The organism is Yersinia bercovieri ATCC 43970 (genome assembly GCF_013282745.1).
Classification (GTDB): domain Bacteria; phylum Pseudomonadota; class Gammaproteobacteria; order Enterobacterales; family Enterobacteriaceae; genus Yersinia; species Yersinia bercovieri.
The window spans coordinates 3,787,878-3,807,558 of record NZ_CP054044.1; the positions used below are offsets into that span (position 1 = coordinate 3,787,878).

Sequence of the window (19,681 nt, forward strand, 5' to 3'; positions counted from 1 at the left end):
GGATCCCACTTAATGAAACGTTACCTTATCCCACTGGTGAATCAGATCTCTTTACTGATGATACTGCTGGGTATGTTGGGGTTAGCGGGCATGACGATTTCGTCGTGGATGGCGCAAAGCATTCAGGGTAATGCCCACGCCATCAATAAAGCGGGTTCACTGCGTATGCAAAGTTATCGGCTGCTCTCTATGGTGCCGCTGGATGATCGCGATTTACCCTATCTGGTGGCGCTGGAGCAGGACAAAACCAGCCGTGATTTGCAGCAAGCCCTAAAACGGGAAGGTTTGACCAATCAATATCTGCAAATCGAACGCTACTGGCAAAACAAGCTAAAACCACAGTTGCTGCAAGCCAAGCACCCTGACGAGGTGGCTGCCAGTGTGGCTGATTTTGTCCACCAGCTTGATGCGCTGGTATTAGCCATTGACCATAAAACAGAGCAGCGACTGCTGCTGGTGACACTGATTCAACTGGTTTTCATCATTCTGACGCTGGGCCTGCTGTTAGCCACTATCTACTATCTGCGCCGCCGCTTATTGCGCCCATGGCTGCAATTAATCTCAATGGCGAATGCAATTGGCCGTGGTGACTTCAGCAAGCGCTACACCCTGGCCAATCAACGTGACGAGATGGGTATGCTGGGGACCGCATTGAATCGCATGTCGCAGGAACTGTCGTTGATCTACAGTGATTTGGAGCAGCGAGTTGCGCAAAAAACCACTGATTTACAACAGAAAAACCAAGTATTGGCCTTTCTTTACCATAGCAGTCGTCAGCTCCATACCCATCAACCATTGAGTGAACGGCTGGTTCCAGTGATTGATCAACTGCAAGCGCTGACCCCGCTGGAAAATGTGCAGATCTGTTTGTACGGCAATCACCTTTACCGTGCTCACCTCTCGGATAATATGGATGGTGAATATTTACCACCACAAAATCGCCCAACACAATCAGCTGTGCCAACACAATCATCTGTCCCAACACAATCATCTGCCCCAACACAATCATCTGTCCCAACACAATCATCTGTCCCAACACAATTAACCATCAGCAGCGCATTTAGCGGGGTCAGCCAGGCAACATCACGTGAATCATTGAGTTGGAGCCTGAGTGATAAGCTCGGTCAATATGGATTACTGCTGGCGAAGTTACCCACGGACAGCCCTCTCAATTCAGATCAACAGCAGTTGGTTAACATGTTGGTTGAGCAACTGACCAGTACATTAGCGCTGGAGAGCCAGGCCAGACATCAGCAGCAACTATTGTTGATGGAGGAGCGCTCATCCATTGCGCGCGAGCTGCATGACTCCATCGCGCAATCCCTCTCTTGTCTGAAGATACAAGTGAGTTGCTTGCAGATGCAGACTACAGATCTGCCCGTCGCCAGCAACTTATTGATACAGCAAATGCGTGATGAACTTAATATCGCCTATCGCCAGCTACGTGAGTTACTAACCACCTTCCGCCTGAAGCTCAATGCTGCCACCTTACATGCCGCGCTCCAGACACTGGTCAATGAGTTCAGCGAACGGGCTAAGGTGCCCATTACCCTCGATTTTAACCTGGCGTCAGACGCGGTGCCCGACCATCAAGCTATTCATATGGTCAATATCGCCCGTGAAGCGCTGAACAATATCTATAAGCACGCCCATGCCAGCAAGGCCGAGGTCAGGGTGGTGGCTGAGGGGGGTGAAGTTGTGATGTCCATCATCGACAATGGCTGTGGCATTGGTCAAGCCAGTGAGCGGCCGAATCATTACGGCCTGATGATTATGCAGGATCGCGCCACCAGCTTACATGGACAGTGTAATATTCGTCAGCGAGAAGAGGGTGGGACTGAAGTGCGGGTGCAATTTAGCCCGGACAATGATGACCTTGACTGACCTTGGATGTTGACACTGCCAGTCAGCGCCGGCTATTGGCTAAATCTGGTAATCAATCACCCTCTCCTCGCTGGCCTCTGCCAGCACTTTTTCTTTGATATCATGCAGGGAGAGTGTTGGATTACAGAGCTGGATAAAGAACCAGATAAAGTTACGTTGTAACTGACCCCGTTTTAACCCCAGCCAGACAGTATTAGCATCAAATAAGTGCTCTGCATTCAGTCGTACCAGCCCCTTATCACGATCTGCCTCATAGGACATATCCGCCAAAATCCCCACCCCCAGACCTAACTCAACATAGGTTTTAATCACGTCAGAGTCTTGCGCGCTAAGTGCAATATCTGGTGTTAAACCTGCGTTTTTAAAAGCATTATCCAGACGTGAGCGGCCCGTGATCCCCTGACGATAGGTAATTAATGGCAAACTGCTCAAGGTTGCCAGGGTGATATTAGCTTCTTGGGTTAACGGGTGATTCTCTGGTACTACAATCGCGTGGTGCCAGCGGTAGTAAGGAAATGCCGCGACGGACTCATCACTCATCAATAGCTCAGTGGCAATGCCAATATCGGCTTCGCCGGAGTGCAGCATAGCGGCAATCTCTTGTGGATTACCCTGACTAATCACCAACTTCACCTGCGGATAGAGCAAACGAAACTCTTTAATCACCCGAGGTAAGCTATAGCGCGCTTGCGTATGAGTCGTGGCTATATGTAACTGCCCGCTATCATTATTGCTGAATACATCGGCCAGACGACGAATTTGATTAGCATCATTCAACATGCGCTCCGCCACCGTCAGTAACTCTTTGCCCGGTTCAGTCATCCCCAATAAGCGCTTACCGCGGCGGATATAGATCTCAATCCCTAGCTCCTCTTCCAGTTCGCGAATATGCCGACTAACCCCCGACTGTGAGGTGAATAGAGTATTAGCCACCTCAGTGAGGTTGTAATTGCAGCGGGCTGATTCCCGAATAATTTTCAGTTGTTGGAAATTCATACTTAGCCCCTTTTACTTCATTTTAATAAATCGCCCCAAAGAACTTGCTGTTGCCGATAGGCTGGGGTGAGATAGTTTTACGGGGGAAGTTGATGTCAAACAAATACAAAAAAAACGTTTCTTATATTTTTTTGTGCTAACTAAAGCTTAAGTAGATAGATATCCTCTCAATTGAGAATGAGGAAATAAAAATAGTATTATTTATCATATTGGCAGGTGGAAATAGAACTCCCTCAATTTTATACCAGCAGATGTGGAATAATCCCGCTGGCTATATGAAATAACTTTTTAATATAGCACGCTGCCATTACAGCCCCTATTAAGCTATCACGCTGCCCGATGGATCTGACTGGCGAGCAGACAACGCTACTCGCCAAATTTATAATACAAAAATTATGCAGCACTTAATTCGGTATTTATCGTGAGGTGAGTCCCGCTATTTTTCAGCCCCTGGTGGTAGTTATCACTCACTGCAATTCGCTCTGTTACCGGCATACTCGCCATCAGTTCTGATAACTGAACTAAATGAGTATTAAGATTAACATCGTCAGTGGCCAAGGGGATAAATCTCGGTGTAACAGTCGGTTTTCCATTCGTATCGACCTCAATCTGATGTATCCTCACCCCGGTTAGAGTATTATCTTTACGCATTAATGGATCACTACTGTCCATTAATGCCAGATGACGATATTTCTCATCCTGTAGATAATTCACCAGCCGGACACGATTATACTCTGCCGGTTTTTCTCTATGGGTCAAAATAACATCTTGCTCATCGGCAGTGGCAACAAACTCATACGCCTCTACCCCTTCAAAAATAAGTGTATCGATGGCCTGTTCACTGTCATAGTTATCAATGACGATCTCCATTGGATTAGCGGGATTATATTGAATGATGTAATCATCACTACCACCGCCTCCTGCTAATAACCCATTGTTCTGTTTGGCAAGAAAAACATTCCTGCGATCATCACCTAACAACTCATAATTAGGTAAATAACCCATCAATATTGGCATATCATAAACGGAGAGTCGGATAACTGGCGGCAGCACTGTTTCTGCCAGAATAAGATCCTCACCTGATGGTTGCTTAATCAGATGTGTCACGCTGTGACCTTTTTTTTCACCGTCGAGTTCGAAACGGACGGTGATCTCTTGTGGATGATACTTCTCTAGTAGCCTGTTATAACGACGATCACTCAGTGGGGAATATTGCGCCAACATAATCGGGTGGAACCACTCAGTGGCCTTTTGTAGCTCAGCCGGCCATTGCGGTGTCAAAATAAAACCATCATTAGTGATGAAATTATAATCCAATACTCGTAATAGCTTCCCCTCCACTGATTGGTAACAATCATTGAGCACCAATTTAGTCAGGCTACCGTTATTATTTTCCAACTCAAATAACATCCCATTACCAGTGCGCCGTAATGAGGTTATCTGTTCGACGCTATAATCCAGCAAAATATTACTAGTTTCTGTTCTTGATGTTAATGACTCGGAGCTTTCAGCAATAATAACTTCAACTGTTTTTTCGGTGCTATTTTGTAGGATATGATAAGTGTCAATTCCATCACCACCAGCAGCAAACCCTGCTTGTAAAGCAATAAAATCATTCCCACCATACCCAAATATAGTATCCTTGCCACCTAAGCCATTGAGATAATTATCTTGATTGTTACCGTTGATAGTATCATTCGTACTTTTATGACTAATGATATTTTCGATATTGCTAAGTTTGGCAATATGCTGCACCTTCCCCGTGCTGAGCTGAGTATACACGCCTGAGGTAAGATTGACGTTGTTACTTATGTCGTCACTCTTTGGTTCTGCCAAAATTATAGTGTCACTCCCCTCGCCACCATCCAGCTGACTGACTCTTTCTCCAATATCAGGATTATTAAAAATAAAAGTATCACTCTGGTTTCCACCAGTAAATTCCTTATACCCCTGTTCCACCATAAAGACATTACTTTTATTTTTATAGCCTCTGGCGGTATCATCACCACTGCCCAAACTGAAAAGTGCAGCTTTATTCTGGGCTAATACTTTGTCAGGGCGGACAGGATATTCTATGTTTCCCACTCTAACAACACTGTTATCAGTGCCATCACTATATTCATCGGCAACAATGGTATCATTAACACCTTGAATTTCATCCAGACTATAGTTTTTATATTCAGTTGCTATTAAAGAACTATTATTTCTACTGACAGTAGGGCGCCCCATCCCTAAGAGTCCAGGGCTATAATCTATAGTAGTATCTGAAGTAGATGGTCGAGTATGTATAATCTCATGAAGGCGTATATCACCACGGCTATAGAACAGCGTATCTTTATCAACACTGTTTTTTAATAACTCCTGATAAGTATGATGCTGCTGCTCTAATATATATTGCCGCACTTTCTGAGCATTCTTAGCATTAACTTTATTGGCTATATCCTCTGTTACTGGCATGTCAAAGAATAACCGCAGACCATTTTCAATCCGCTCTCCTATCGTCATCTCCGGTAAAATATCCCGAATACGCTCAATTTGAGTCACTGCGGAATAAATCTGTGAGGCCGCTAGCATCGCTACTGCAGCAATCATCCCCACCGGGCCTGCATAGGTGGCCAGGCTCCCACCAATTGCCATGGCAATGCCCATACCGATACCAATAGAGGCATTCACTGTGGAAAAAACGCCACTCACCACGAGATCACGCTGTGAATGGGAATCACTCTCTACTGCTAATTTTGAAAATGCATTATAGGCCTGATAAATATCAAAACAGCTACTGAGCGCTGATAGTACAGGCATACCAACGCGCGCGCCTGCTGCAACTTTACTATGTTTCAGTAACCCTTGCCCTAATTTGCTATTAAGCCCATATTGAGCACCATCAATGGAGAAATCACTGACTATTGCGCCGAAGGTTAAGGCTAAATCCTGCTCCATCTGTGCAATTTGCTCGGGAGGTAACTCGCCACTATTAACTCGTCGGTTATAATCCGCAACCTGCCTTAGAGCAGAAATAACACCATAACCCTGCATCACACGACCTACTTTAGGACCTATTTTAGCCAGCTTATTAGTGGCTGATGCTTCATGAACAACAGTTTTATTTATTGATGGCGATGACTCTGGTATTGGCTGATTAATATTCTTATCGCTTAATGAATTTAACTTATTAATATTTTCATGATACTCAAATTTGCTCTTGGCCTTAAATTGGTGTTCAATCTCCCCTTGCTCACTCCATTTGAAGATAACCTTTGCATTGTTAGTGACAAGACTATTACCCTCTCTCGCAGTCACTACAGGCTTATGCCCTTCTTGATCAACAGTTATCGCTTTGGTTGTCGCAGAAAGTGTTGACTTAATTCCATTATTTCCCATCACCTTCATAAACTGATAAGCAAAACTCTGCTGCACATTCTCAAACCCGGTCATTTTACACCCCACCAGGCTAATTTGTTGTGGCTTAATATCCACCTGATGCTGCTGTAATTTGCGATAAAATTGGCCCAGATTATTAGCCAACTGATCAGGTTGTTGGCCGGCTAACGTTGTTGACTCCTGATTTTTTATCCCCTCACCATGGCCGACTAATTGCCAACGTAATTTCGTTTTCCCATTATTGACCCGCTGTTTAAGCAGATCAATAAATGCATGTTCCTCCAGTAGATTAAAAAGTCCAGTAGCAGCATCCACACCAAAAGTGCGATACGAACCATTAGCATCAAGTTGTACAATGACGGAAGTTGCCCCCTGATGGTGTTTTCCTGCCAACTTGACGGCAGAATCTGCCACCAACTTATCGTGGCTTAGTTGAAAAATAATCTGAAACTCATAATTTGATTTTGTCACCCTAGCATATTCATTTATTTCCACTTTTTCTGTCAGTAAAGGCCAGCGAGTAATAGGCTTATTTTTTTTAGGATGTAGCTCAGCTATTTTAGTGGTTAAACTGTCACTAAATTGTTTGTCACTATTATGAATATCTGTAATCCAATTTTTACCCTGAGAGAGAGCAGGATCCTTCTTAATCGTATTAACATACTCTTTAAATAACTTATTTATTACATTATCTGTCGCAGCTTTAAGTACAAGAGACTTAATTATTGAGCCATCACTTTTTGAAAAAAAAGGAGCTAGCTCATCTTTGTGAATGATAATCAAAGATTCACTCTGCCCCTTGTCAGCTCTCACTTGATCAATAACTGATTCTGCTATTTGCAGTTTTCTCTCGAATTCAAATAATTTATCAGCTAAGACAGGATCACTATCCACGCCTAACTCCCGATGATAAGTGTCAGCATCATGGGTAAAATAATCACTATCAATACTCCCCATTGGAAGTATATTTTCTTTATAACGTTCAACATCACTTAATAAGTCAATAATAACCTTATTACTTCTACTCCATAATGAAATATTATCTAAAATCCGCATCAGATAATTTATCGAGGAAATAGGTTGCTGCCCGTTCGCCTTACCGGTTGAAAACTCAATTGAGCTTTTATTGTATTCAGACAGTAATTTATATAATTCGCTTACCGTCTCGATCTCTTTCTTAATTTTAGCATTTGGATTTTTTATGGCAGATAACCGTTGATACTCCTCACTTAAAGAGTGTTCATATGCAGAAAAATCAATTTTTTCGAACACATAACTCCTATCCGGCTTTTTACTCAGGTAAAGATCTCCACTTCTACTATATATATATGGCATTGTGGAATCTGATGGGTTATTTTTTATAACAATTCTTTCTGGCACTTCTTCCAACCTAGTGTAACTGTTAGAAATGGCATTCTTTATTATTTTTATATGTTGCTGGATAACCTTTTTATTTTCAGCACTACTACCCTCATATGAGGATAGATCTATATTTATATATCTATTAATAACATCACTAAAATAACGCTTTGATAAAGAGTCCGTATACCGTGATAATCTAATACCATAGGTGTTATTACTATTCATCCCCTCATTAGAGTTGTTAATGTTTTTAGTGTAGAAATCATAGAAACACTGTTGCTTAATAAGCTCTATCACAGATTTGTTACTAACCCACTTACCATCTCTCTTTCTGGCTAATACTTCCCCATCAGCCGTAATTTTATCACTATCTAATATAATTGTAGATGGAATGTTATTATCATCAAAATTTGAAATTAAGAAGTGGCTTAAATCAGAGAACAGCACTCTCTTTTTATCACTTCCTAGCTTGGAAATTTCTGGTACCAGAATTTTAACCTCCTTATTTTTGTTGGCTATTATTGTATATACCCCAAGGCTTATTTCTTTAGGTCCATCTAAATAACCATCAATAAGATAATTAACTTCAGGCAGCTTTTGCTTAGGCATGATAACTCTCCTTGTGTTTGTGTAAAAAACCATTACGTATGGGGTAAAATAACTTATAGTTAAAATCATAACCCATCAAATTAAAACCACTTAATAGTCAAGCCAGCATTAACTATATGATAAAAAATAATAAAATGTGAAATAACCAATACACCTCCGTTATATATCATCTGGTTCACGCGACTTAAATAAATAATTAAATACGACACGGGATCTCTTCCCAGTAATTAAGTTAAGTTTTTATCTTGCAGCTATAACCCAGCCCTATTATTTTTAAGGTAATATAATCCTTCTTTTTGATAATAGTTATCATTACTATTGATTATTGGCATGATTTATTGCTTTAATTGCTACTCTCAATATTGGCTGATGGCCTGCATACTCCGCCAGCCGCTAATCAGGATAAACTGTGACCACAACATCTACTGCAGTAAAGCCCAAATATCGCCCAACCCCGCCCCGCCTGGTCCAGGTGAAAAAAGTGGTGGATATCTCACCTCATCTGCGCCGCATTACCTTTGCTAGCCCCACTTTGCACAACTATCCGCCACAGTGTGGTGGCGCGCATTTGAAGATATTTCTGCCTTTAGCGGGTCAAACGCAACCGGAGTTACCGGTGCTTGGTGAGAAAGGCCCGGTGTGGCCAGCGGCACAAGTGCGCCCGATTGTTCGCACCTACTCAGTGCGGGCTATCCGCCCAGAGTTATGTGAGATAGATATTGAGTTCGCTATCCATGACCACAGTGGCCCGGCGGTAAATTTTGCCCGCAATGCCAGGCCCGGTGACTGGTTAGGCATCACCAATCCCGGTGGGCCTGAAACTCTGCTGCCTGCGGCAACTTACCGCTATCTGGTTGGCGATCCCTCTTCGCTCCCTGCCATTGCCGCACTGCTGGAGTCCCTGCCTGCTGATGCTAAAGGCCATGCCATTATTCGTGTGAATACGCCACAAGATGTGCTGGAGCTGATCAAGCCTGCCGCTGTTGAACTCAGTTGGGTGATTGGTGGTACCGAGAAAACGCAGCAGGTGATTACCCAATTCTGCGCACTGAATTTGTCGATGGCAGAGTCGGCCTTCTGGATTGCCGGTGAAGATAGTCTGGTGGTGCAGTTACGCCGCTATTTGCGCCGTGAAAAAGGCGGTGAGCGCCAACAACTCTATGCCATCCCTTACTGGCGTGAAGGGCTGAATGAAGAGGACTACCATCATAAGCGCCACGAAGTTATGGACAACATTGACGATTAGTCTCAATTAATCCCTAAAAATCAAGGGGTATTACCTGGTGACGCCCCTTTTTCTTGCGCTTTTTTGACCATGCCCAGTTAAAACCTTGTAAATTTTCTGCGACAATTTCCTGTTATTTGTTAGTCTTAAGGCTACTTAGCCTGCAATATGGCGCTTAATTATCGTTAAATGGCTGTAATGCCCGTTTAATAGAGTAAAGTTATCAGGAGCCTTCTCAAAATGAAGTCGCAAAATGATCCTGGCCGATCTAAATCACGCCATCACGAATACTCCCTTATTCTGCCCATTATTGCGCTGGTTATTCTTAATATCTGGGGCAATACCAGCAATTTCACCGCCGTTATCATTATCAACCTGATTGCCCTGGTGGGTATTCTGAGCAGCGCTTTCAGCGTGGTTCGCCATGCCGACGTGTTAGCACACCGCTTAGGTGAACCCTATGGTTCTCTGATCCTCAGTCTGTCAGTGGTGGTGCTTGAGGTCAGCCTGATCTCGGCCATGATGGCAACCGGCGATGCCGCCCCCGCGTTGATGCGCGATACACTCTACTCCATCATCATGATTGTGATCGGTGGATTGGTGGGTGTCTCGTTACTGCTAGGTGGGCGTAAATTTGCCACTCAGCACGTCAATTTGGTGGGTATCAAACAATATCTGATGGCTATCTTTCCACTGGCGATCATTGTGTTGGTATTACCCGGCACCCTGCCCGGCGGTAATTTTACCGTGGCACAGTCACTGGTTGTCGCGGCCATTTCGGCGGCGATGTATGGCGTTTTCCTGCTGATCCAGACCAAAACGCACCAGAACCTATTTGTCTATGAACACGAAGACGAAGGTGATGATCCCAGTGACCCGCACGGTAAGCCGTCGTCTCACAGCAGCCTGTGGCATACACTTTGGTTGTTGGTTCATCTGGTCGCGGTGATTGCAGTCACCAAATTTGATGCTAACCCACTGGAAGCACTGCTGACTGAGTTGAATGCACCGGCCAAATTTACAGGCTTCCTGATTGCCCTGCTGATCCTCTCTCCAGAAGGCTTGGGCGCTTTAAAAGCAGTGCTGGCAAATCAGGTGCAGCGCGCCATGAACCTGTTCTTCGGCTCAGTGCTGGCGACCATCTCACTGACAGTTCCTGCGGTGACACTAATAGCAGTGCTGACCGGGCAAGAGTTGACCTTTGGTCTGGAAGCGCCACATATCGTGGTGATGGTTAGCGTCCTGATTCTGTCGCAGATCTCATTCTCCACCGGCAGAACCAACGTCTTGAACGGCACCGCCCATTTGGCACTGTTTGCCGCTTACATGATGACCATTATGCTGTAGCGGCTATTTATCAGCTTTTTCATTGAAAGCAAAGGGCAAGCGTTTATCGCGCTTGCCCTTTTTTATCGGGTCAACTCTTCAGAAACTGGCGTTATGAGTAGGCATTCAATGTGTGTTGGCACAGCGCTGAGCGGACACAGTCCTGTTTGTCAAAGCGGATAATGCCAATCATTTCATCCTCAGCGAAACGCTCCAGCGCATCACTAAGACCTGATTTCACACCACGCGGCAGGTCGCATTGGGTGATATCGCCATTTACGATAACCGTGACATTTTCACCGAGACGGGTCAGAAACATCTTCATTTGGCTGGCGGTCACGTTTTGTGCCTCATCGAGGATCACCACCGCATTCTCAAAGGTACGCCCTCGCATATAAGCAAATGGCGCAATTTCCACTTTGCCAATTTCCGGACGCAGACAATATTGCATGAAAGAGGAGCCGAGTCGGCGTAACAGAATGTCATACACCGGGCGGAAGTAAGGCGCGAATTTCTCCGAGATATCACCGGGCAGGAAGCCCAGATCTTCATCCGCCTGTAATACAGGCCGCGTTACAATAATTCGATCAACTTCTTTGTGAATCAGTGCTTCAGCGGCTTTGGCCGCGCTGATAAAGGTTTTACCACACCCCGCTTCACCAGTGGCGAAGATGAGCAGTTTACTGTCTATGGCTGATAAGTAATGACCTTGAGCTTCCGTACGCGCCTGAATAACGGAGGTATCACGGCTATCCCGTGCCATACCTATTGATTCAACACCGCCCATTTGCACTAACGATGTCACGTTCTCTTCCTCACGCTGACGATGGCTACGTGAATCACGTCTAATGACGCGTTTTGCTTCACGACGAGCTTTGATCACTGCTTTCTGTCTTCCCATAGTGGCACCTTACAGTTTGTTTCACCTACCGCAGCAGAAGTTGCCTGCGCGATTATGTTTCACATACGGATGAGGTTTTGGCTTCCTTCGCAGCCAATAGTAGCCAATGAAAAATGCGTATAATATAAACACTCAAGCTGCCTAATAGCTGGAGTGAAAACAGTATCGCAACGGGGGGTCTTAAGGGATATAAATAGCGGGAACAAAAATGTTGGTGATAATAGATCAGGGGTAGAGACTGACAGTAGTGCTGGAAATTGAGAGTCGGAGGGGAAGCCCTCGTCACAGCGAGTCGCTTGAGTAAAACTTTGCTCTTGTCTTAACAGCCCAATCATGGACTCTACCATTAGCGATCCCCGCAGTGATAAACAACAGCCTAAGCTATGCACCGTGTGAAAAATACCGCCAGATGATTACAGTATAATGACACTCTTAACTTTCGCGCGATCAAAATGCAAAAAATATATAATTTTTTATTTGTTTATTTTTCACTCTAATCATTTTTCAAATCGCGCTATACTATTTAGCCCCGTTTTGCTTCCTGCATTAATCTCGTGCTGCTATTTCGCCCTTACCCTTTTTATCGCAGCTTTAAGTAAAGGCGAAATCTAATCATCAATAGGTAATTCAAGGGGATAGTATTAAATATTATTAATCTGATTATTACTAACGGCTGATTCTTAAATCCTGCAAACGCGCTTTTTGCTTGCCCTGACTATCAAAGTTTTCCATAGCCAGCCAATCATTAAATGCCTGCTTAATTAATGGCCACTCGCGGTCAGTGATTGAATACCAATTGGTGTCTCTATTGCGCCCTTTCGTCACGATAGCCTGACGAAATTGCCCCTCGAATTGGAAACCAAAGCGAGATGCCGCAGCATTTGACGGCTCATTCAATGAATCACATTTCCACTCACAGCGACGATATCCTAATTTGTCAAAGACGTAATGTAAGAGTAAATATATCGCCTCAGTCCCTGCCGAGTTGCGCTTTAATCGCGGTGACCAATTAACCGAGCCTATCTCGATAACACCATTTTTTTCATCAATTCGCTGTAAGCCAGCAGTGCCTAATGCGAGGCCCATTTGGGCATCAACCACCGTATAGTGGAGAGAATCTGTACTATTGATTAATGTTTGCAAATATTGATGAAAACTGGCTTCATTTTCCGGTCGCTCACAATAAAAATAGGTCCAGTCATCTGCATCTTTGACCATGTGATACGCCTGATATAAGCAGGCCTCATGTTTATCTGCATTGACTGGAGCGAGATAGCAAAAATGGCCCGGCAAAATTTCCCGCTGCGGCAACAGTGCGGCTTGCCAATCCAATAGTTCTGCTCCGATAGTTTGTCCGAAATCGTTTTGCTTCACTGTGTGCTCCCTTTTTAATTCAACTGCCAGAGAAATAGCTGTTATGACGAAACTCAATGGTGACTTCACACTATAATTTTAGCCAGATCATAACAATATATAAGGAGGGGTAATAAAAGAAAGTGGTGTTTTGCGGCATCTATCTCAGAAGCAGGGCTAAAATCATAACGGCTATCCCTGAATACCCGATATCAGCGCCTGATGGTCACTGACCTCAAGTATCCAGAGATTATTGCCCATCACCCTCGGCGTAAATTAACCACCGGAGCGACAGTTGGCAGTTGTAGCCCCTCTTTGACCTCAAGGATCTGCCCGTGCTCATCGTTGTATAACGTGAGACAGGTGCCAGCCTTCAACTGGGCTATCATCTCGCCCGAGATATCCATGCTGTTCGCCAGCTCCTCATCATCCAGATGTGGCCGATGACCACGGCGTTCAACCTGAAAACGGATTTGGTTGTACTTGGCCCAGATAATAATGATCACAGCATTAAATAACGCAATGGCCGCATACAGGGCGATGGTGGTCAGGCCGCTGAGAATGTAGAGCCGAAACGGGATTGGCCCCATGTGCGGCGCCCGGTCGATCATATCCAGAAATCCTTTCACAAACAGAAAGATAAAACCGAACCAGGCCAACGCGGTAATGATGATGTCGATCCAGCGGGGCAAAGCCCGCTGCTCGGTATGAATCAGGGGTTCATTCATGGTTTAACTCTCCCTATTCCACGATCTGGACTCACCCAACGCGCACGTTTACGCTTGGTGTTGAGCATGACCTTGGGAAACGCAACCACAGTGGTAAACAGACTGAGCATCCAGTAGACCATCGGATACCAGATAATCCAGAACAGAGAACTACCCAGTTTAGGCTCGTAGCGTCGTTCAATCACCAGGCTGATAGCAAACTGCAACAGACAGGTTAAGGCCAATACCATCCCGGTAAAGGCTGGCGGGAAGACCGTTTGCACATGAATTCCCGGCGGCAGTGGGATCACCAGACCCAGCAGGAATAGAGTGATGCTGAACAGGTAAGTAAAGGCCCAAGTGATAGAGAGCGAATACTCCAGGAACAGCAGCCACATCCGGCGATTACGCCAGCGCCATAGCTTGAACATATTCTTCAGGAAGACTTCTGCCCCGCCCTGCGCCCAGCGCAGGCGCTGTTTCCACAAGCCCCCTAGAGTTTCTGGCATCAAAATCCAGCACAAACCCCGAGGCTCAAAAAATACTGACCAGTGTCTAACCTGCAATTTCCAACTGATATCAATATCTTCCGTGATCATATCCGGGCTCCAGTAGCCCACATCCGCTAGCGCTCTACGGCGGAAAGCGGCCACCACACCAGAAACGGTGAAGACTTGACCATAGACACGTTGCGTCCGCTTAATCAGCCCGATAATAGAGGAGAACTCGCCAACCTGAACACGACCAATCAAGGTTGAGCGGGTGCGGATACGCGGGTTGCCGGTGACAGCGCCGGTGCGCGGGTTGGCAATCAGTGGCGCGACCAGATAAGGCACCGCTTTTTTGTCCAGTAAGGCGTCACCATCAATGCAGACCAGATATTCACTGCGCGCCGCCGCAGCTCCCATGCGCAGGGCAATGGCTTTCCCCTGATTATGGGCCAGATGAATCACTCGCAGACGAGGATCTTCGGCCAGCAACGAATCCAGCACTTGGGCGGTATCATCGCTGGAGCCATCGTTAATCGCGATAACCTCGATATTGGTGTAGGTCTGTGCCAATGCCGCGTGAATGGTCTCCCGCGCATTTAACCCCTCATTAAAGCAAGGGATTAAAATCGACACCAACGGGTTACCTTTCAGCTCCGGCGCTGGCACATCATCGCCCCACGGCCAATGTCTCTCCCGGCGTAGCCAGAAATAGAGGCCGCCGGTTATCCAGATACCGGACATAAAGAGCGGATAGAAGAAAACAAAATTCAGCAGTACGTCACCGGTAAAGAGCAGGATCATTCCCGCAGGAATGCTCAATACCAGGCATAGGATGAGTAACGCAATAATTCTATCGATCATATAAAGGATACCAGGCAGAAGATAGCACAGGGCGGACATCTTTTAGCGGTGGTTCGCCAGTGATAAAGTTATCCGGATAGTAACCAAAATTTTGCGCGCCATTTAACTGCAACTGGCGCATCCATCCTGCCAATATCGGGCCGCTAATAGCATTGCTGCCTTCAGGCTTGGTCCAGTCCTTCGATTGCAGTTCAAATACAGTTTTATTCAGTGCGCCAGGGCGTTCTGCAACCTTATTAACCAGTTGCGATAGCCACTCTTTTGACTCAGATAGCGGCACTTTCTCCATTAATGGCATGGCCATCGGGGCAACCCAATCATAGTTAGCCAGGAAATCATCAAGATTCTGCGCAAACCATGCTTCGCTTTCCGGTTCTAAAATTGGCATAGCGAATATATTACGTGCTGATTTTACTTGCGGGCCACGAATATCACGTACCTGTTTTGTTAATTCATTTGTGAAATCAACCAGATATTTACTCTTATAGCGGGTCCAGCGCGCCATGGTTTCGGGATCGTTGCGAATAGTGGCAATCGAACCTGGGAAGCCAGCTTTCTCATAGGCGCGGATAGCATCCGGCGAGGCGTCTTCGAAATCAGACATCACTGCATCGTCGTGATAGAGAATGCCATCAATAGGTGCGCTGTAGGCCATATCGCGATAGATATCAATGATGCGCTGCCGAACCTCTGGATTGAATGGCGACAGCCGGCGATATTGGTCTGGATCGATGCTTGTTTTGCCAGTTTTCGGATCAATACGGGTGATGCGGGGCAAAGATGGGTCCATGTCAAAGGCCAGCACTGGCATCCAGGCATACACATCGACATCTGGACGAGAGGCTAATTGCCAGGCTACGCGGTTAAACAAGTCCTGACGCATTGGGATCCAGCGGTTAGGGAAGTAGACCTGCCGGATATTGCCATCCCCTTTGGGGTCAGAAAAAGCTTGTAAAAACACCGTGGTAACACGTAAATCAGAGATCCGCTGCACCAGTTTATCGAGATTTTCCTTCTCCTGTGCCGGATCTGGATCGTAGAGATAATCCAAATCAACATGTGCCACCCGCATAATATCTTTTTCTTGTACCGAGGTGACCAACTGGGCAAAGTCTTTCAGCGAGGGGTTATTACTGATCAAGATACGCGGAATATTCATCAGGTCATTGACGTTAGCAATGCCCGGTTCGAGGGTCATCGCCATTTGATAACCCTGCTGGCGTAAGATAGTTAATACTGTGCCGTTTGGCGCACCGTATGGCCAAACCCAGACCCGCGGTTGTTTCCCTGTGGCCTTGATAATCCGCTGAGTAATTAACGAAACGTCTTTTTCCATCCGCTGCTTGAATGCCGCTTCGGTTTCATATTTCTTCGTCTTTGGATCATAGATCAGGTTGGCCGCCGCCGGTTCAGTATTCCCCTGTGGGTTGGCAATCACACCATAATGTGAGGCATAGGTATGCGCACCTATCTCAATCAGTTTTGATTTAGACATTTCGGCGATCTCTTTCCAGGTCAGGAAACGATCGCGATCGGTACTTAAACCACCAAAATCGACCTTTTTATTGGGCGGTGTATCAATCCAGGTGCCTACCGGTGCCAACACTGCGCTAAAATTATTTGCTTCTAACAGCGGATACACCCGCGTGTAAAAACTGCGGTAACCATCGTCAAAAGTGAGCAAAATAGCTTTGTTTGGCAGTGGCGTTCCCCCATTGCGGGCCGCCAAAATCTGATCGACAGAAACCACGTTGTAGCGATTATCTTTCAACCACGCCAACTGCTCACTTAATGCACTGCTTCTTACCGACAGATAGCGCTGATCTGCCGAGTCATCTTCAACATCATGATAAGCAATAACCACAAAGGTATTTTTTTGCCATGGCCTTTCACTTAGCGGTAACGCACGCTCGGCCGGAGGAACAAATACCGGTTTTTCGGCATAACACACGGAGGCCAGTAGCGTTATCATTCCTACTACGAGTATCCGGATAATAAATAGTATCTTCGCCATAGCGCTGATCCCTTAGAAACGGTAATTCAAATCAAAAGCGAGCGAAAGGTCATGCTCACGGACACCATCATAAGGGCGTTTATCATAGGTAACTGCTACACCAGCATCGACAACATCATTCCATTGAATACGTTGCCCATAACCTGCCGTGGTGACCAGGCCATTACCATAATTTTTCTCCCAGTAGCCCCCCACGCCAAGCTGTATTTGCTGGCTCCAGACGGTCTTATAGTGGCGATACATAATGTGATTCAGGGTCACTGCCGGCAGGTAAGTGAAATCACTTTTCGGGTTGTAGTAGATCACATCTTCTTTGGTGTTATGGCTCGCAGCCAGGCCCAAACTGAAGTCAGCCGTCAGATATGGCCCGGTCCAGATGCGCTGACGCCCATTAAGCTCATATTCCCAACGGTTGTTGCCGTCAGAGAAATCTGATGGTGTGACGTTAAACTCAAGATCACGTCGATCATCTGCCTTCCATAGCACGAAGGCAGAAGCACTGTTGGCGGTGATATTGTTTTTCAACGCGCGCAGTGGGGTCTCTTTAGCCAATCTTTCGACCTGGCCCCCGACCCGCCAGTGATCATTAAAATCGTACCAAGTGGCTAACCGGGCACCGGTTTTATTGCCGAAACCGTAATTCTGGTTATTCACTTCGGCCTCAGCCCAATGGTCACGCGATCGCCACTCTCCACCTAAACGCATCACGCGATTAATGCCCTTACCCTCTTCAAATTGCGCATTGTCATAGTTACCACCGCCAAATACCCGCCAGTTATCCGCTATCGGCGGACTATACAGCAGGGTTTCAATACCAAAATCTTTGCTACCACTAACCGGGCTATTGGAGGAGAGCGTGTGGTTACCGAGAATACGCAGCTCATACATATGGTGGACTTTGCGTTGGCGATCTAGCTCTTGCGACGGCACGTCTTCCGGTGAGCGAGTAATCACATCATCGGTCAGCAACTCCATCTGACGCCACTCCTGTAAATCCATCGCGGTTTCAGCTTGTGCACGTTCCAAAATAAGGCTGCGTGGTGCCAGGGACTCAACGGCTTTCAACTCTTGCTCAGCTTTACGCGGCAGATCTCTGGCCAGATAGACACTGGCTAAGGCGATACGTAGATTCTGGTTAGCAGGGGCAGTACTGGAGAGTGTCTCCAGCTTTTTCTGTGCTGCGGGCAGGTCATTAAGCGCCACCAGGGACTGAACCAGCAGCGTCTGCCCCTCCATCCAATCGTCATTAGGCTCTTTACCCGGCAGGCCGTAAACCCCAACTTGGTATGGCGTTTGCTCGCTATAGTTCTTAGCAAATTGATGCGCTTTATCCAATTGCTCACTTTCATTCAGTGCATAATAGAGATCATCAGCATCAAGCAAGTCATCACTGTTGCGGAAAGTTTTACCATCGGCGTAGTACAGGCTGGTCAAGATCGGCGCAGCTTTTTCTGGCATCCGGCGATCAATATAAGCAGAAGCGGCCCAGCGACGGGCATAGTCAGGCATTTTGTAGCCTTCCGCCTCCATCGCTTCATACTCTTTAATCAGCTCAACAGTATTACGGCGCACCAGCAATGCACCCAACCTATCAATACGGGCGCGCTGGTAATCTGCCTGAGCCTCAGGATCTTTGCTCCAACGGGTTAACAAATCCTGATAGTCTGCCAGTGCCTGATCGGCGATATAGAAACGTTCCGTTTCGCTGCGCGTTGGCAGCACCGCCATACGAACCTGTTCCGCCGCGGCATCTCTCTCAAGCTGCCGATATTGCTCTGCGGTGACCAGCTTCGGATTCTCTTTAGCAAGCTGCAACGCCGGATCGGCAATACGGTTTCTTTGCAAGGTTTCAAGGTGATTCTTTAATACTTCCTCAGACTCAGGAGCTAATCGTACCGCCTCACTGGAAGCCTGCAACGCATCATAATTGCGGTTAGTGGCCCGACTCAGGTAAGAGAGTGTCATGTAGTTTTTCGCGGAGGGATCACGCTCGGCTAACGCTTTTGCCTGCTGTAAAGCCTCACCGCCACGCCCCGAGTCCGCCTGTGTCATGATCATGCCGGTGATAAGATCAGGGTTGGTCGGGTCTTTCTTCAAGCTGCTTTGCCATAGCGCCAAAGCTTGATCCCAACGTTTTTCGTTGCGATAAGCCCGCGCCGCAGCCGCTAATCCACGCGAGGAGAGATTCATTGATGAGTGATATTTTTCGTAAACGTCGATCACTTCTTGATCGCGCCCTGCCCAACCGGCTATCTGTAGCCAGTCATCAACTTGGCCGCTATTAAGTGGGCCTGCGCTAGATTGTTTTTGTAAATAGTCAAGAACCGGCGCAGTATCCCCTGCTCTGGCTTTGATGATTAATGAATCATACTGTGTTTCTGCCATGACGGGGTTAACTGCAAGGCCGGAAATTAATAGCGCTAATAAAGTAATTCTGTGCCGATGCAATGGGCGCAGCAGTGTCGTAAATGCGTTATACATTATATAACCCTTAAGCCAGCAACTTGTTTGATGATCAAGAAAAGCCACTTCACGAACTTCCGTTTTTCATTATGGAATTATGATGAAATG

General features: G+C 46.2%; 11 protein-coding genes. 3 read left to right on the forward strand and 8 right to left on the reverse strand.

From position 1 onward, the window contains the following. The first annotated feature begins 12 nt into the window (after window positions 1-12). Entirely contained in the window at window positions 13-1,884 is a 1,872-nt protein-coding gene (gene narX / locus HRK25_RS17225; protein ID WP_099460617.1) for a nitrate/nitrite two-component system sensor histidine kinase NarX, read from the forward strand. Window positions 1,885-1,923: 39 nt separating this feature from the next. Here the strand turns inward: narX and cbl are convergent, their stop codons facing one another. Together cbl and HRK25_RS17235 are read right to left on the reverse strand one after the other, a co-directional pair. Further along, window positions 1,924-2,880, reverse strand: a complete 957-nt coding sequence (gene cbl, locus HRK25_RS17230) for an HTH-type transcriptional regulator Cbl (RefSeq protein ID WP_005271919.1) — start codon at window positions 2,878-2,880, stop codon at window positions 1,924-1,926. A gap of 393 nt (window positions 2,881-3,273) precedes the next feature. Further along, entirely contained in the window at window positions 3,274-8,232 is a 4,959-nt protein-coding gene (locus tag HRK25_RS17235; RefSeq protein WP_005271916.1) for a C80 family cysteine peptidase, read from the reverse strand. 409 nt (window positions 8,233-8,641) lie between these two features. Here HRK25_RS17235 and HRK25_RS17240 point away from each other — a divergent pair, with 409 nt between their 5' ends. After that, the gene (locus tag HRK25_RS17240) at window positions 8,642-9,478 is read left to right on the forward strand and encodes a siderophore-interacting protein (RefSeq protein ID WP_032896855.1); all 837 of its coding nucleotides are present in this window, start codon (window positions 8,642-8,644) and stop codon (window positions 9,476-9,478) included. Between the two features lie 219 nt (window positions 9,479-9,697). Continuing rightward, window positions 9,698-10,804: a sodium-potassium/proton antiporter ChaA gene (gene chaA, locus HRK25_RS17245; RefSeq protein ID WP_005271911.1), complete on the forward strand. Its 1,107-nt coding sequence runs from the start codon at window positions 9,698-9,700 to the stop codon at window positions 10,802-10,804. Window positions 10,805-10,895: 91 nt separating this feature from the next. On the opposite strand, the gene phoH is transcribed toward chaA, so the two are convergent. The 6 genes from phoH to pgaA all read right to left on the reverse strand — a co-directional run bounded on the left by phoH (window position 10,896) and on the right by pgaA (window position 19,591). Beyond that, window positions 10,896-11,684 carry a phosphate starvation-inducible protein PhoH gene (gene phoH / locus HRK25_RS17250; protein WP_005271909.1) on the reverse strand — a complete coding sequence of 263 codons (789 nt, stop codon included), beginning with the start codon at window positions 11,682-11,684 and terminating at the stop codon, window positions 10,896-10,898. Window positions 11,685-12,350: 666 nt separating this feature from the next. Then, window positions 12,351-13,058, reverse strand: a complete 708-nt coding sequence (locus HRK25_RS17255; RefSeq protein ID WP_032896850.1) for a GNAT family N-acetyltransferase — start codon at window positions 13,056-13,058, stop codon at window positions 12,351-12,353. Between the two features lie 239 nt (window positions 13,059-13,297). Beyond that, a complete protein-coding gene (gene pgaD, locus HRK25_RS17260; protein WP_032896848.1) occupies window positions 13,298-13,765 on the reverse strand; it encodes a poly-beta-1,6-N-acetyl-D-glucosamine biosynthesis protein PgaD in 468 nt (155 codons plus the stop codon). After that, window positions 13,762-15,096: a poly-beta-1,6-N-acetyl-D-glucosamine synthase gene (gene pgaC / locus HRK25_RS17265; RefSeq protein WP_032896846.1), complete on the reverse strand. Its 1,335-nt coding sequence runs from the start codon at window positions 15,094-15,096 to the stop codon at window positions 13,762-13,764. The genes pgaD and pgaC overlap by 4 nt, the downstream gene beginning before the upstream one ends. Continuing rightward, on the reverse strand, window positions 15,086-17,110 hold the full coding sequence (pgaB, locus tag HRK25_RS17270; protein WP_032896844.1) for a poly-beta-1,6-N-acetyl-D-glucosamine N-deacetylase PgaB: 2,025 nt from the start codon (window positions 17,108-17,110) through the stop codon (window positions 15,086-15,088). Before pgaB ends, pgaC begins: the two co-directional genes overlap by 11 nt. A 12-nt stretch (window positions 17,111-17,122) precedes the next feature. Continuing rightward, window positions 17,123-19,591 (reverse strand): poly-beta-1,6 N-acetyl-D-glucosamine export porin PgaA, encoded by a 2,469-nt coding sequence (gene pgaA, locus HRK25_RS17275; RefSeq protein WP_005271895.1) that lies wholly within the window; start codon window positions 19,589-19,591, stop codon window positions 17,123-17,125. Window positions 19,592-19,681 lie beyond the last annotated feature (90 nt).